Below are 16,050 nucleotides of genomic sequence, written 5' to 3' on the forward strand. Positions count from 1 at the left end.
AATGAATTTAAAAACATAAGTACTCCTAAACAATACGCTTGTTATGCCGGCGTAGCACCTTTTGTGGAAGAATCAGGTATATTCAAAGGGAAAGGCAGAGTATCACACATGGCAAATAAAAAAGTAAAAACACTTTTACATATGTCGGCCATTGTCGCTATACAATACAACCAAGATCTGAAACAATATTATCAGCGAAAAGTAAACGAGCAAAAGAAGAATAAAATGAGTGTGATCAACGCCGTTAGAAACAAACTTATACTAAGAATATTTGCCTGCGTTAATCACAACTCACACTATGAAAATAATTATCAAAATTTACTTGCATAGATCATAGAAATCGAAGTTTTTAAAACTTCATAAATCTTAACTCTTCGCCTCATACAGCAAAACATACTCCATACCATCAACATCATCCATCGCCTCACCAATTTTTGTAAAGCCTAAACGAGTTACCAATTGCATAGATGGTATATTCTCCGGCGATACTGAAGCAACAAATTTGTTAGCGCCAAATTCGGTTTGTGCCCAGGCCATCATAGCTGTTATGGCTTCGGTAGCATAACGGAGTCTTTGGTAACCTTTAAATATCCGGTAGCCTAATTCAGCCGCGTTTCGTACATAAGTATGCAGATATTCCGGATCTGGTCGACTATGGAAACGGATCAGGCCGATCATGACCTGTTCTTCCGGTAAAATAACAGCCCGGGCCGACCAGGGGAAATAATTAGGATCATTATTGAGTTGCCGCTGACCATATTGAAAACTGCTGGTATGCTCCAGCAACTCTTCGGGAATGCTGGCTCCAAGTAATCGCCCGGCACTTCGTAAATTACCCGCTAAGCAAGCTTCAACAACATCAATGCTCATGAGGCGAAGTATCAGTCGCGGAGTAATGATATCATCCAAAGGTGTGTGCATAAACAGGGTAGGGGATTTGGTTATTCCAAAATCAATAGCAGTTCATTCATCTCATCAACCTTTTCTGCCGAGCCTAAATTTTCATAGGCGCTGATCAGGTTACGGATCACCCGGCGGATGATGTCGGTATTGGAGCAGGGTTCATAAAACTGCTTGTCGGGCTTAATATTCAGTTGTTTCAGGAACATATCTACATCCCTGCGGCCAAATATAAACCCCTTGTTAAAGGCGTTAATGTAAAACAGGATACCGCTGTCAAATTCGCTTTGCTGACTTTCGTCGAGATAAGCTAAAATAAAATGTTGGGGCAGGTTTACACCATACACTGGGATATCCAGTTTTTGGGCAATAATGGAATAGATAATAGCCAGAGAGGGCTGGTTACCCTTTTTTGTTTCGAGCACCTGGCTCAAAAAGCTGTTTTGAGGATCGAGGTGATTGGAGGTATTGCCGCTGAAGCCATATATATTATAAAATACGTGGTTAATCAGCTTGATCTGTTCCTTGGGACTGGCCTCGTGCATCATCTGTATCCAGATGTCGCGTTTAATACCTTCTATCTGGTTAATGATCTTTTGCTCATCCAGATCGGGGTATTGGTAGCGGTTAATGATGAGGATGCCTTGCAACAGATCAAACGCCCCGCTCTGATGCCAGAGTTTCAGGTCGTTTTTAAGGGTGATGAACTGAATTTCATGAACCAGGTTGGCTATACGCTCTTGCTGTACAGCATCAAAAGCTTGTTCAAAAGCACTTTCCAGATAGGCGATGGCTTCTGCGCCGTATGATAACAGCTTGTCATGCACATGTTCATATATCTCACTATCAGGATCGTCAAGTAAGCGAATCAGGGAATTTACTTCAGTTGGATTAATCATACGCTGTAATGCTAAAATACTAAACCTTTATTTATTTTTACAGCGATGTTAAATTTTAGGTTTGTTAAGGATTACCTGTTTCACCGTATCCGGGCAAAAAGCAGGCACGGCTTACATTCTCCGTTTGTTTATCAGCTGGTTGATTCAGTTATTTATGATCAATCCGCCCAAAAAACATACCATGAGATCGAAAATATCCGCGAAAAATTACTTGTTGACAATCGTGTGATCACCGTGACCGACCTGGGCGCAGGATCACAGTTGAATAATAACCGCCAAAAGCGGATAGGTGACATTGCCGCCAATGCTTTAAAGCAACCCAAACTGGCGCAATTGCTTTACCGCTTGGCTGCACGTTTTAAGCCACGCAATATCATTGAGTTGGGTACTTGCCTGGGTATCACAACCCTTTACCTGCAGGAAGGAGCCCCCAATGCCCATATTTATACCATGGAGGGCTGCCCACAAACAGCCGGGATAGCTCAGGAAACATTTGCACAGGCTGGTTTTAGAGAGATAGAACTAATCACCGGCAACTTTGATGATAACCTGCCAGCCGTTATCCGCAAACTTGATCAGCTCGACTTTGTGTTTGTAGATGGTAACCATCAAAAAGATGCCACTTTGAAATATTTTGGATGGTGCCTGCCAAAAGTGCATGAAGGTACCCTACTGATATTTGATGATATTTACTGGAGCGAAGGCATGAAGGAAGCCTGGGCGCAGATTAAAGCACATCCGCAGGTTACCGTAACGGTCGATCTGTTTTGGATCGGACTGGTATTCTTCAAATCAGGCAGAGCCGAAAAGGAGCATTTTAAGATTAGATACTAAGATTAGGTTGTACGTATTACGTTTGATGTGATACGTTTTGCCCGATAAAATTAGTATTAGTTACTTAAAACGTACAACGTATCACGTCTAACGTACTACCTTCTTAAAACGCCTGTCCTAATCCCACATAAAAGCCGCTTTGGCGTTTTTCTCCGGCAATTTTTTGACCGATGCCATAGTCGGCGCGTATGCTCAGGCCTTTTTCTATGTCGAAAAAGTAACGGAGGCCGCCACCATAGTTTGGTTTCAGGTCGCTGAAGCTGAAATCTTTGTTAAATACTTCGCCTGTCCCTATGAAGCCTACTACACCAATGCGCTCAGTGAGGCGATAACGCAGCTCGGTTTGGCCAACGGTAAGGTTACGGTCGCGGTAACGGCCATTGTAATAGCCGCGCATAATTTCGTCATTGCCCAGGGTAGGCATCAAAAAGAATGGTGATTGACCGCCAATCAAACTTTGGTCCTGTATATCAATACCCAATACCAGTTTTTTGCTCAGCGAGAAAAATTGGCTGTACTCAATATTAAAAAATCCCCCTTTATAATCAAAATCGGATAAGCCTTTGGTCAACTGCAGCGACGTAGTGATCAGTGCGCCGCGGGTGGTATAGGTGTTATTGTTTCGGCTGTCGAAAATTAGACTTGGCCCTACATAAACACTGGTGCCTCCTTTTCTGAATTGCACACGAGGATCGGTATAAAAAATACTGTTGGGTTGTCCGTCGCTAAAAGTGTAACGATCGCCCCCGGCAACTAAACCCACATAAAAGTTATCAGCTACCTTTTTTTCGGCGGCCAAACTTAGTTTAAGCCTTTTCTGGCCAATACGGTCGGTATTGGCTTTGAGGGTGTTATTGCCAATGCCATAAAAATCAAAAGGAAAGTTAATATAGCCAATTCCGGCTGTAAAATGATATTTGTTTTGAGGAGTCCAGTAACTGGTGCTCAGACTTAACCTGTTTTGCCCCTTGGTTGTTAGGGTGGCATATGCAAAAATATTGGATACCCGGGTATTCCGGCTTACGGTATCGGTATAAAAAGAGTATAGGCCTGCGCCACCGGCTTCAACTCCGGTTTCGGGAGCGGAACTTAATACCGGTAAAATAACGAAGCTGCTTTTTTTAGTGGTGTCTTTATCAAAATACATTTTCCTGATAAACTTGGGCAGGAGATGTGTTTGAGAGAATGCCGACTGGCAACCAAGCAGCAGTATGATGAGGGTAAGAAATTTCTTCATGTAACGTAGATGGCGCGAAGATAGCAAAAAGCGAAAGAATAGTTCACATTTTATCCGGGCGACTTTAACAGTGTAAAAGCTGTTAATAAATTCGCATGCGTTATAGCAAGCCATATGTTTAACAAAAACAGCCCCTAATTTGTTAATTAGAGGCTGTTTTGTTAATATTTAACCATTATAGTTAAAATACTTGTTTTACACGGCTATCGCCTGTGCCATAATAAAAGTTAATTACTTTTTTATCTCCCTTATTAAGACTCAGGAAAGTAGAAGATGTTGTGAAATTACTTGCTGTATTTAGGTTGGCAGAAAAGTTTAAAGAGTATAGTCCTGAATAGCTATCATACGGCAAAGCCCTTAGTATAACTCCTTTAGCATTGGCAACTAATGCGCCGTTATTATCTGTTTTCAGATTTACGTAACTATATTGCCCTTGTGACGAGTAAAAGCCAATTAACTTACCATTTGCATCGGCAGAGGCTGATAGTTTTGGAGCCGACTCTATGATATTTCCGGCTACATCAACCATTTGTACATCAATTTTAGTGTTTGGCGTATATGTATATGCATTCCAATCTACAGGCGTACCATTATAGTAGTTGTTATTTACAGCAAGCTGCTCAACCTGATATTTGCTACCTATAGCTGATACAAGTACCTGGTTATATGGGTAATATCCATTATTACCAGGAATGTACAATACTTTACCTTTGGTATCCGCAGCTACCTTGAAATAATAATAAATGTTAACATTAGGAACCGGTGCATTAAACTGGTTAACATTAAAATAGGTTTTTATAGTTGTTTGTCTTGGTAAACTAGCCGGAAATGTACGAACCTGGTCGTCCTCAGTAGCGTTCACAAAGAGTTTTTGATCGGCTGCAATTTGTTGGAAAGACAGGTTATAGCCATTTGGCGCCGCAGGTAACTTTATATCGTAAGTGCCTGTTGCATCAGTAAAGGTTGGAAAGTAAACTGTGTAAGTACCTGATGGACTAGCGGGGATGTTTGCCGAAGCTGTAACCAAAACCTGTGCGCCTACTTTTTCAGGAGTAAGGTTGGTTAAATCTGTTTCAATATACAGATTACCTGTAATCTCGTTTGTAAGGTCTGTTGTATTCCAAAGTTTTACAGGTCCATATGTTATATTCTGCTGTAATATCTGTGATGCGGCATAGCCGGTTTTTGATATCAGAAAAGCAGATGTAGCATACAGGTTTACCGCGGTAAAGGTCGCTATGCCTTGTGCATTGGTTTTTGTGGTAATTACTTTCCCGTTTGATGATACTGCAACATCAGCATCAGCTATCGGGCTATTTGATACAACGTCAACAACCGTAACGCTATAGTCTTTGGTATTTGCGGCTATAGCCTTTTGCTGAGCCAGGCTGTCATTTAATTTAAGCTGATTAAGCATCGCGGTGTTAATCAAGTCCTGCAAGGCTGTAGCGCCTTTCTGTTTAAGTGTTTCCAAATCAAGCTCATGCTGATATTGTAATTGGAGCAAGTCTTTTTGTGCAGCTATAGCATCACTTTCATTAAAGCTATTTTTAGAGCATCCTGCAAAAAGCGTAACAAATACTATAAAAAGTAAGGTAAGTTTTGAATTCATTTTGGGTTTTATTTTTATCGATTTAAGTTTTAAAAGAACCTGAGGTAGACGTGGTTTACTTGAGGGGCATTACTATACCAATTCTTGATACAAAAGAGTTAGTTCGGACGTTACTACCAAAACCTACTTTTTCCATATATGAATAGTTTGCTCTGGCGGTGGTTAATCCGGTTAAGTATCTAAAGTCAAGCAGTAATTTAAATCTTGAGGTTAATGGCAGTTTTACATTAGCACCTGTTATAAGATTATATCGGGTACTATTAAATAGGCCAGAGACAGTCTGTTTGCCGTTAACGGTAGCTATAATGTCTTCTCCCGGAAGTAAATTTCCTGTTTTTTGATAGCTCTCAGTAACATTAAAAGTGTAGGCGTAACTTGCGCCAATATAAAATGACGGTTTCCAGGATGGCTTGATATTAATGGTATAATTAACCAAAAGCGGAATCTCAATACTATTTAATGTGTAGGAGCTGTTTTTTACATTTTTAGTAGAAAAGCTTTCAGGCAAACCAAGTCTGGTGTCATCTTTAAAAGTAATCATTTGGCCTCCCTGCTGCAGGTAATTGGCCTCCAATTGCAGGCTTAGTTGTTTATATAAGTGATAATTTAAAGAGATACCGGCATTATAGCCCGTATTGAACCCTGTTTGGGGTTGTTCTTTGGTAAATCTGTTTAAATTAAAGCCGCCTGATACACCAATTTCATACCTGGTTTTTAGGGTATCAATAGTTTTATGTTTATAGACATCTTTTTTTTCATTGCGATTCTGCGCTGCTGAAACGTTGGTTAAAAAAGATAAAACTATAACAGTTAAAAAATAAATAGCAGTAGTATTGATATACCGAATGGGTATAGAGCGGTACTTTACGAAGGAGTGCATTAAAATGTGTAATAAGGTTGATTTTAAAAATTGGCCGAAGATAATACATAATTTGAATTGTTTGCAAAAGGAATTGGATTATTTTGATTTGGCATATCCGGGCATCTGAAATCTGCACATCTAATAATCTGCGCATTATAAAAATGTCTACTTTTGCACCGAATTTTATTGATATACTATGAGCATCACAAGAGGACCTATTTCGCAGTTTATTGAAAAAAACTATCTGCATTTTAACGCGGCAGCATTAATGGATGCGGCAAAAGGGTATGAAACACACCTTGACGAAGGCGGCAAAATGATGGTTACCCTTGCCGGTGCCATGAGTACGGCCGAGCTGGGTATTTCGCTGGCCGAAATGATCCGTCAGGATAAAATCGCCATTATTTCCTGTACAGGCGCCAACCTGGAAGAGGATATCATGAACCTGGTAGCGCACTCACACTACAAAAGGGTGCCAAATTATCGCGACCTGAGTCCGCAGGAAGAGTGGGATCTGCTCGAGAACCATTACAACCGTGTTACCGATACTTGTATCCCGGAGGAAGAAGCATTCCGTCGTTTGCAAAAACATATCCACAAAATATGGAAAGATGCTGATGACAGCGGTGAGCGTTATTTTCCGCATGAGTATATGTACAAGATATTATTAAGCGGTGAGTTGGAGCAATACTATGAAATTGATCCGAAAAACTCCTGGATGCTGGCCGCTGCCGAAAAAAACCTGCCTATTGTTGTACCGGGATGGGAAGATAGTACCATGGGTAATATTTTTGCATCATACATTATCAAAGGAGAGTTAAAAGCATCAACCATGAAGAGTGGCATTGAGTATATGGCCTGGCTTGCCGATTGGTATACTAAAAATTCATCGGGTAAAGGAATCGGATTTTTTCAGATAGGCGGTGGTATAGCCGGCGACTTCCCAATATGCGTAGTGCCTATGCTTTATCAGGATATGGAGATGCATGACGTTCCATTCTGGAGCTACTTTTGCCAGATATCAGATTCAACAACCTCGTACGGTTCCTACTCGGGCGCGGTACCTAACGAAAAAATAACCTGGGGCAAGCTGGATATACACACCCCTAAGTTTATTGTGGAAAGCGATGCAACAATTGTTGCACCATTGATATTTGCCTGGATATTAAAACAATAATTAAATTTTCAAATATGCCGGCAATGTAGTTTGATGTTTAAAAAACTGCATTGTTGGCCAAAAAGCCTCCCTGCGTTGTTTAAATGGCTTTTTGTAATTATTTAGAACGATTATAAATTATAGGTTACTGTCATTTATGTGTCAGCGATACTGTAATAAATTTTACTTTTGTGCCTGAAATAATGAGATGGAGCGTACATCTTCTACAGCGGTTTCAAACATTAATATAAAATTATTTAGCATAAATACACTTTATGAGAAATTTCTCATTGATTTTTAAACAATTCTCAAGGTCGGTTCTTCTAATTGCCGGGTTTGCTTTTTGGGGTTTTTCAAATGCTTATGCTCAGGCCGACGCGGCTAAAGGCGAAGCCATCTTTAAATCCAAATGTACTGCCTGTCATAAGATCGATCAGCAATTAATTGGCCCTGCATTGGGTCCGCAGCTTACCGAAGAAACGGACGACAAATATCTGATCCAATGGATCCAGAACAATCAGGCTTTGATCGCTGCCAAAAATCCTAAGGCGTTAGCAATCTATAACAAATTTAACCAGGCTGGGATGACGGTATTTACCGAGCTTTCTGACGCTGATGTAACTAATGTTATAGCCTACGTGCGTACTGAATGGAAAACTGAGCAGGAAAAGCCTAAAACAGCTGCTGCTGATCCAAATGCTCCCGGAGCTGATAAAGGTCCAAGCAGTATGGTTATCTGGGGCTTGATCGCTGTTATCATTATTGCATTCATCGTAATACTGGTATTAAACAGGGTTGTAGCCACATTAGAGCGCCTGTTATTAAAAGGTAAAGGCCTTGTAATTGACGAAGAAGCTGAACCAACTGCCGAAGAAGTAGCTGAGGCTAAGAAAAAAGATCTGATCAAAAGGATCCTGAAAAATAAGAAGCTGGTATTCTTTATTATTCTTTGCGGTACGCTTGCTATGGGTAGCTGGGGATGGGTTACTTTGTGGAATACTAACGTGCACACAGGTTACCAGCCGGTACAGCCTATCAAATACTCACATGAGTTACACGCAGGTACCATGAAAATTGATTGTCAGTATTGCCACACCGGCGCTTACAAATCAAAGAACGCTTCTATTCCTTCGCTTAACGTTTGTATGAACTGCCACAAGGTTGTTAAAACGGAGTCGCCGGAGATACATAAAATATACGATGCTTTGGGTTATGATCCAAAAACTCAAAAGTATGACAGCACACAGGCTAAACCTATCCAATGGATACGCGTTCACAACCTGCCGGATCTGGCTTACTTTAACCACTCACAGCACGTGAAAGTTGGCGGCATCAAATGCCAAACCTGCCATGGTCCGGTTCAAACCATGAAAGAGGTTTACCAGTACTCGCCGTTAACGATGAAATGGTGTATCCAGTGCCACAAACGTACCGAAGTTAACGGTAAAGGAAACGCTTACTACGATAGCATACTTGCTGCTCACGATAAGATCAAGAAGGGCGAGAAAGTTACAGCCGCGGTGTTAGGCGGTATCGAGTGCGGCAAGTGCCACTATTAATAAATAAGAATTTTAGCATTACAGTTTATATAACTTAAATGGACAGCAATAAAAAATACTGGAAAGGTTTAGAAGAACTAAACAGAACACCAGAATTTGTTGAGAAAAATAAAAACGAATTTGCCGAGCCTATTCCAATTGAGGAAATACTCAGCGGAGATGGTTTATCTGCTAAAACCCCACGTCGCGACTTTTTAAAAGCGCTTGGGTTTGGTGTAGGCGCGGTTACCCTGGCAGCTTGTCAGCGTGTACCTGTACATAAATCAATTCCTTACCTGATCAAACCTGAAGAGGTTACACCTGGTGTAGCTAACTACTATTCTTCAACTTATGAAGGACAGGCTATATTGGTTAAAACACGTGAAGGTCGCCCTATTAAAGTAGAAGGTAACCCAAATGATATTTTTTCAAAAGGCGGCTTAAGCGCACAAGCCCAGGCTTCTGTTCTGGATTTGTATGATGTAAACCGTTTAAAAGATCCTAAACTGAAAGGCGAGGAAGCCGGATGGTCAGAGATCGATGCTTTTGTGATCAAAGAATTGGCCGCTATTAAAGCAGCTGGAAAAAACATTCGTTTGGTAACATCCAGCATCAACAGCCCTTCTACTTTAGCTGTAATTGCTGATTTTATTAAGCAATACCCAACAGCTAAGCATGTTACTTATGATGCGGTATCTTATACCGGTATTATACAAGCCAACCAAAATAGCTTTGGTAAAGCTGTAATACCGCACTATAACTTTGATAAAGCCGATATCATTGTAAGCTTTGGCGCTGATTTCCTGGGAACCTGGATCTCTGGCGAAGAGTTTACCCGTCAGTACGTATCAAACCGTAACAACAAATCGCTTGAAAGCAAAAAGATGTCACGTCACATCCAGTTTGAAAGCGGAATGAGCCTTACCGGTACCAATGCTGATAACCGTTTAGCGATTAAACCATCAGAAGAAGGTATCGCTATCATCAACTTATACAATGCTATTTCTGGCACCACTTTACCTGGTTCTAAAAAATTAAGCAGCAAAGCAGCTGAAAACGCGATCACTATTGCCGCTAAAGAATTGGTTGCAGCTAAAGGAAAAGCTTTAGTAGTAGCCGGTTCAAATGATGTAGCTACACAGGTTTTAGTAAATGCCATTAACTCCCTGCTGGGCAGCTACGGCACTACTATCGATCTGGATAACCCATCAAAACAATATACCGGTAACGACGCTGAGTTTGTTGAGTTTGTAAATGAATTAGGTCGTGGTGAAGTTGCAGGTGTATTATTCCTGAATGTTAACCCCGCTTACGATTATTTTAAAGCAAAAGAATTTAAAGACGCGCTGGCTAAAGCACGCCTGAGAGTATCCTTCGCAGACCATGATGATGAAACAGCTTTATTATCAAATGTAATAGCGCCAAACCACCATTACCTGGAGTCATGGGGAGATGCTAACGCGGTTGAAGGTTACTACACCGTTGTACAGCCAACTATCAACCCGGTATATAACACCCGCCAGGCTGAGCACAGCTTACTGGTATGGGCACAAAATCCGGTTAAAGATTACTATACCTTCGTTCGCAACACCTGGAACGAGAACCTGCTTGCTAAAGGTGGTTTATCTGGTCAAAAAGGCTGGGAAACCCTGCTGCAAACCGGTATGATTAAAACTACGCCAAACACTTCAGGTACTTACACCTTTAACCGTGACCTGAACGCTGTAGCACAAACTATCCTTACTCACAGCGCTTCAATTGCAGCCGGTGATGGCAAGTTTGAATTACAGGTTTATCAGTCACCTGCAATAGGCGATGGTAAACGTGCCAACAACCCATGGTTACAGGAATTGCCAGATCCGGTTTCGAAAGTTACCTGGGATAACTTTGTAGCTGTTTCTGTTGCCGATATCAAAAGATTAAAACTAAGCGAAGGCGATGTGATTAAAATCACAGCCAATGGTTATACTGTTGAACTACCTGTACTGGCACAACCAGGCCAGGCGCAAGGCACTTTATCCATAGCTGTTGGTTATGGCCGTACAAATGCTGGTCCGGTAGGTGATAACGTAGGTAAAAACGCGTTCCCTTTCTACAGCTTCCGTAACGGAACTTTCCAAACCACAGCAGTAGTTACCGAATTTACGCCAACAGGTATCAAATCGCCGCTGGCGCAAACACAAACGCACCACTCTTACGAGGGCCGTAGTGTAATTCGCGAAGCTAAATTTGCCGAATACAAAAAGAATCCTGCTGTTCATAGCGGTAACGAAAAAGGCCATAAGAACTACGACGAGGAAAGCTTATGGGATGTACCAAGTCACGATCGCCCGGTTTATGACTGGGTTATGGCTATCGACTTAAACGCTTGTACCGGTTGCGGTGCCTGTGTGGTTGCTTGTAACGCAGAGAATAACATTCCTGTAGTTGGTAAAGACGAGGTACGTCGCCGTCGCGAAATGCACTGGATCCGTATAGATCGTTATTACAGCTACGAAGAAAAAGGCGAAAGCATTACTGAAGAGTACGAGATTGATAAATTGAAAGACGATGCTTTTGATAAAGTAACCGTTGTGCATCAGCCCATGCTTTGCCAGCACTGTGACCACGCACCTTGCGAAACAGTTTGCCCGGTATTAGCAACCGTTCACTCATCAGAAGGTTTAAACCAGATGGCTTACAACCGTTGTGTAGGTACCCGTTATTGCGCAAATAACTGCCCTTACAAAGTACGCCGCTTTAACTGGTTTAACTACTGGAACGATTCACGTTTTGATAACTACCTGAACAATGAGCATACTCAACTGGTGTTAAACCCGGATGTTGTTACCCGTTTCCGCGGTGTAATGGAAAAATGCTCTATGTGTGTTCAACGTATACAAGCTGGTAAACTGAAAGCTAAAATTGAAAAACGCCCGTTGAAAGACGGCGAGGTTAAAATGGCTTGTCAGCAAACATGCTCTGCAAACGCTATCGTTTTCGGTAACCGGAATGATCCTAATTCGGAAGTTTCAAAAGCACTGAAGAGCGAAAGAACTTACTACGTGCTGGAAGAATTAAACGTACAGCCAGGTATAGGTTACCAGGTAAAAGTTAGAAACGCAATTGAATTAGAGGCTTAAAATTTTTATATACAGAGATTAAAATATATGGCATCTCATAGTGAATCAATAATAAGGGAACCGTTAATAACGGGTAATAACATTACCTATGGTCAGATCACTGACGATATATTACGTCCCGTAGAAAATATGCCAAGTAAAGCTTGGTGGATCGGTTTTACAGTAGCCTCGCTCGGAGCATTACTTTGGGTTGTTTCTATCAGCTACACCTTCTGGTACGGAATTGGATCATGGGGACTAAATAAAACAGTAGGATGGGCCTGGGATATCACCGGTTTCGTGTGGTGGGTAGGTATCGGTCACGCCGGTACGCTGATCTCGGCCGTATTATTACTGTTCCGTCAAAACTGGCGTAACTCTATTAACCGCTCGGCCGAGGCGATGACCATCTTCGCGGTAATTTGCGCTGCCACCTATATCGGTGCTCACATGGGTCGCCCATGGATGGCGCTTTATTCATTGCCTTTACCAAACCAGTACGGCTCACTTTGGGTTAACTTTAACTCACCGCTTATCTGGGACGTATTCGCGATATCAACTTATTTTTCGGTTTCACTGGTGTTCTGGTACACAGGTTTATTGCCAGATATGGCTTCTATCCGTGACCGTGCAACAGGCTTACGCCGCCGCATTTATTCGGTAGCTTCATTCGGCTGGACTGGTTCAGTTAAAACCTGGCAGCGTTTTGAAACTGTATCCTTAATATTAGCAGGTTTATCAACACCACTGGTACTTTCGGTACACACCATTGTATCCATGGACTTTGCAACCTCGCTTGAGCCGGGATGGCACACCACCATTTTCCCTCCTTACTTCGTTGCGGGAGCTATCTTCTCGGGTTTTGCCATGGTGCAAACACTATTATTGGTAACCCGTAAAGTATTAGGTCTGGAAAACTACATCACCATGTTCCACATCGAATCGATGAACAAGATTATCCTGGTAACCGGTTCGGTGGTAGGTGTGGCTTACATCACAGAGTTCTTTATCGCTTACTATTCTGGTGGCGAATACGAGCAATACACCTTCTTAAACAGGTTTATCGGTCCGTACTGGTGGGCTGCCTGTATGATGTATGGCTGTAACGTATTGATGACCCAGATGATGTGGTCTAAGAAAGTTAGAACCAATATCCCAATTTCATGGGTACTATCTATCATTGTAAATATAGGTATGTGGTTTGAGCGTTTTGTGATCATTGTTACTTCATTACACCGTGATTACATTCCTTCAAGCTGGGCCATGTTTTACCCAACCTGGGTTGACGTAGGTGTGTTTGTTGGATCTATCGGTATATTCTTTACCATGTTCCTGTTGTTCATCAGGGTAATGCCTTCTGTAGCTATTGCCGAAGTAAAATTACTGCTGAAGAGCGCAAGTGAGCAGGCTAAGAAGAAACAGATTGCCGAAGGCCACCTTGATCCGGCTCACGTAGAGTTCTATAAAGATAACCTGATCAAGTTTGATAGTATTGACCATTCTGAATACGAAAAAGCATAATAAAGATGAGTAGCACCAAATATATATTAGGCATTTTTGATGATCCCGATGATCTGATGCACGGGATTGACAAACTACAAAAAAATAGTGTTCCTATTTACGATGTTTACACGCCAATGCCTATCCACGGTATCGACGCTAAACTGGGTATCAAGGATTCCAGACTAGGTTACGCGGCCTTCATGTTCGGCTGTATGGGTGGTACAACCATTTTTACTTTGGTTTATTACTTCCTGGTACATGACTGGCCAATGGACATCGGTGGTAAAAACTTTTTTGCCATCCCAGATTTTATCCCCGTAACTTTTGAGTGGACGGTATTATTCGCATCATACGGTATGGCATTTACCTTCTTTTTCGCTACGCACCTTTTCCCGGGTCGTGCGCCAAGGGTAATGGACCTGAGAGCTACCAACGACAAGTTTGTGATAGCCATTGACGCCAAAGGAAATATACCGCACGAGGATATCAACACAATATTAAAAGAAGCAGGGGCAAGTGAAGTTAAGCATAACGACAGAAAATATGTTAGCTATGAATAAATTTAGAATATTAGGAACAATAGTTATCATTATCGCTGCTTCGATTGTAGTAACGTCGTGCAAAGATAAAAGGAGTACCGGATGGGAGTACGCCCCTAATATGTATGAGCATATCGCATACGATCCGGATCAAAAGAACCCGAATTTTAAGGATGGCAAAACCGCGCAGGTACCGCCAGCCGGAACTATACCGGTAGGTTTTACCAAGTTTGATTATCCAAATACAAAAGATGGATATGAACTGGCAAGCGTTGAAGTAAAAACAGTACTGGCCCAAACCCAGGCAAATTATGCCGATGGCAAAATTTTGTTCGAACACTTCTGCTCTCCATGTCATGGTGTTAATGGTCAGGGTGATGGTTTGGTAACACAACATGGTTATCCGCCGCCGCCATCATATTCAAAAGGCCAGTCATCACGTGGTGGTGCCATGAAAGACTTAACAGACGGTAAAATATATCATACCATTACTTATGGCGTAAATGCAATGGGTTCATACGCTTCGCAGCTGGCCCCTGAAGAACGCTGGAAAGTAATCATGTATGTTCACCATTTACAAACTTTATAAGAATTAGAACTGAATGAATACTCATAATAGTTTAGACGAGCAATTTGTTTTTACCGGTCGGGTAAAAACGATAAGCCTGGCAGCCATAGCCGTTGGTGTCTTGGCCATAGCCATTGGTTTTTTAACTAACCAGGGTGAGCGTACATTTGCCAACTTATTGCTCATGGGTTATTACTTTACCTGTGTTTGTGCAGCTGGCGTATTTTTCTGCGCTTTGCAATACGTAGCACAGGCGGGCTGGTCGGCTTCACTGCTGCGGGTGCCTCAGGCATTTGCCAGGGTACTGCCTATAGCTTCAGTGATCTTACTGGTTATTATTATAGCCGGTTTAAATCTGACACATCATACCGAAATTGAAGGTAAAGATGTAGTTGCTCCATACTTATATAAAATATGGCACCAGGCTGGTGTTACCACACCGGGCAGTGAAAATTACGATCCTGTTTTAGCAGGTAAGTCAGGATTTTTGAACATGCCGTTCTTCCTGATCCGTATCGTGGTATTCTTAGGTGCTTACGCAATATTCGGTTGGTTACTGGCTAAATATTCTGAAACTGAAGACGAATTGGGTGGATTATTCTACTACAAAAAGAGCTTTACCATTTCGGCAGCTTTCCTGGTGATCTTCGGATTTACTCAACCGGTATTTTCTTTTGACGTGATCATGTCATTAGAGGCGCATTGGTTCTCAACCATGTTTGGTTGGTACAACTTTGCTGCCATGTGGGTAAGCTGTTTATCAGTGATCACCTTAACCATTATATTATTAAGATCTGCAGGATATATGCAATGGGTTACACAGGATCACCTGCATAACCTGGGCCAGTTAATGTTTGGTTTCTCTATATTCTGGACTTATGTGTGGTTTGCACAGTTCCTGTTGATTTACTATGCTAACATCCCTGAGGAAAGTGTTTACTTCCTGAAAAGATGGGAGCCTGAATTTAAACCATGGTTCTGGTTAAATATTGTGATCAACTTTTTAGCTCCTTTATTGATCATCATGGCTCGTGATTCAAAACGCAGTACCAGCATATTGAAAGCAACCTGTATCATCCTGATCCTGGGTCACTGGCTGGATTACTTTATCATGATCATGCCAGGTACTGTTGGTGACAAAGTAGGATTTTTCTATATCGAAATTGGTGTAGCCGTAGGATTTGCTGGATTGTTTACTTATCTGATGTTGAATGCTTTAAGTAAATTCAAATCGCTTGTTCCTAAAAAACATCCGTTCCTGCAGGAGAGTCTTCATCATCACATATAATAATTGTTATTTT

14 protein-coding genes are annotated in these 16,050 nt (G+C 41.7%); 9 read left to right on the forward strand and 5 right to left on the reverse strand.

Annotated features, from left to right (window positions below):
• Positions 1 to 330, forward strand: a 330-nt coding sequence (locus tag BW976_RS27595; RefSeq protein WP_139332344.1) for a transposase, incomplete at its 5' end; no start/stop codon positions are given.
• Positions 331 to 366: 36 nt separating this feature from the next.
• On the opposite strand, the gene BW976_RS27600 is transcribed toward BW976_RS27595, so the two are convergent.
• Complete coding sequence (locus BW976_RS27600) at positions 367 to 921, reverse strand: GNAT family N-acetyltransferase (protein WP_076378702.1); 555 nt, start codon at positions 919 to 921, stop codon at positions 367 to 369.
• A 20-nt stretch (positions 922 to 941) separates the two neighbouring features.
• Positions 942 to 1,799, reverse strand: coding sequence for a transglutaminase family protein (locus tag BW976_RS27605; RefSeq protein WP_084192375.1), 858 nt, complete (start codon positions 1,797 to 1,799; stop codon positions 942 to 944).
• Between the two features lie 45 nt (positions 1,800 to 1,844).
• Here BW976_RS27605 and BW976_RS27610 point away from each other — a divergent pair, with 45 nt between their 5' ends.
• Positions 1,845 to 2,633, forward strand: coding sequence for an O-methyltransferase (locus tag BW976_RS27610; protein ID WP_076378704.1), 789 nt, complete (start codon positions 1,845 to 1,847; stop codon positions 2,631 to 2,633).
• Positions 2,634 to 2,736: 103 nt separating this feature from the next.
• Here the strand turns inward: BW976_RS27610 and BW976_RS27615 are convergent, their stop codons facing one another.
• From BW976_RS27615 to BW976_RS27625, 3 genes are all read right to left on the reverse strand, one after another.
• Complete coding sequence (locus BW976_RS27615; protein ID WP_076378706.1) at positions 2,737 to 3,870, reverse strand: BamA/TamA family outer membrane protein; 1,134 nt, start codon at positions 3,868 to 3,870, stop codon at positions 2,737 to 2,739.
• Positions 3,871 to 4,051: 181 nt separating this feature from the next.
• Positions 4,052 to 5,482, reverse strand: a complete 1,431-nt coding sequence (locus BW976_RS27620) for a hypothetical protein (protein ID WP_076378708.1) — start codon at positions 5,480 to 5,482, stop codon at positions 4,052 to 4,054.
• Positions 5,483 to 5,537: 55 nt separating this feature from the next.
• Positions 5,538 to 6,362: a porin family protein gene (locus BW976_RS27625; protein WP_076378710.1), complete on the reverse strand. Its 825-nt coding sequence runs from the start codon at positions 6,360 to 6,362 to the stop codon at positions 5,538 to 5,540.
• 178 nt (positions 6,363 to 6,540) lie between these two features.
• On the opposite strand from BW976_RS27625, the gene BW976_RS27630 reads away from it, so the two are divergent.
• From BW976_RS27630 to BW976_RS27660, 7 genes are all read left to right on the forward strand, one after another.
• Positions 6,541 to 7,521: a deoxyhypusine synthase family protein gene (locus BW976_RS27630; RefSeq protein ID WP_076378712.1), complete on the forward strand. Its 981-nt coding sequence runs from the start codon at positions 6,541 to 6,543 to the stop codon at positions 7,519 to 7,521.
• A gap of 254 nt (positions 7,522 to 7,775) precedes the next feature.
• Positions 7,776 to 9,059 (forward strand): c-type cytochrome, encoded by a 1,284-nt coding sequence (locus tag BW976_RS27635; protein WP_076378714.1) that lies wholly within the window; start codon positions 7,776 to 7,778, stop codon positions 9,057 to 9,059.
• A 38-nt stretch (positions 9,060 to 9,097) separates the two neighbouring features.
• Positions 9,098 to 12,160 carry a TAT-variant-translocated molybdopterin oxidoreductase gene (locus BW976_RS27640; RefSeq protein ID WP_076378716.1) on the forward strand — a complete coding sequence of 1,021 codons (3,063 nt, stop codon included), beginning with the start codon at positions 9,098 to 9,100 and terminating at the stop codon, positions 12,158 to 12,160.
• Between the two features lie 27 nt (positions 12,161 to 12,187).
• Positions 12,188 to 13,660: an NrfD/PsrC family molybdoenzyme membrane anchor subunit gene (gene nrfD / locus BW976_RS27645; RefSeq protein WP_076378718.1), complete on the forward strand. Its 1,473-nt coding sequence runs from the start codon at positions 12,188 to 12,190 to the stop codon at positions 13,658 to 13,660.
• A 5-nt stretch (positions 13,661 to 13,665) separates the two neighbouring features.
• Positions 13,666 to 14,202, forward strand: a complete 537-nt coding sequence (locus tag BW976_RS27650) for a DUF3341 domain-containing protein (protein WP_076378720.1) — start codon at positions 13,666 to 13,668, stop codon at positions 14,200 to 14,202.
• Positions 14,186 to 14,770 (forward strand): c-type cytochrome, encoded by a 585-nt coding sequence (locus BW976_RS27655; RefSeq protein ID WP_076378722.1) that lies wholly within the window; start codon positions 14,186 to 14,188, stop codon positions 14,768 to 14,770. Before BW976_RS27650 ends, BW976_RS27655 begins: the two co-directional genes overlap by 17 nt.
• Positions 14,771 to 14,783: 13 nt before the next feature.
• Positions 14,784 to 16,037: a quinol:cytochrome C oxidoreductase gene (locus tag BW976_RS27660; RefSeq protein WP_076378724.1), complete on the forward strand. Its 1,254-nt coding sequence runs from the start codon at positions 14,784 to 14,786 to the stop codon at positions 16,035 to 16,037.
• Positions 16,038 to 16,050: the final 13 nt, after the last annotated feature.

The sequence above is a fragment of the Mucilaginibacter lappiensis genome (assembly GCF_900155965.1).
Lineage (GTDB): Bacteria > Bacteroidota > Bacteroidia > Sphingobacteriales > Sphingobacteriaceae > Mucilaginibacter > Mucilaginibacter lappiensis.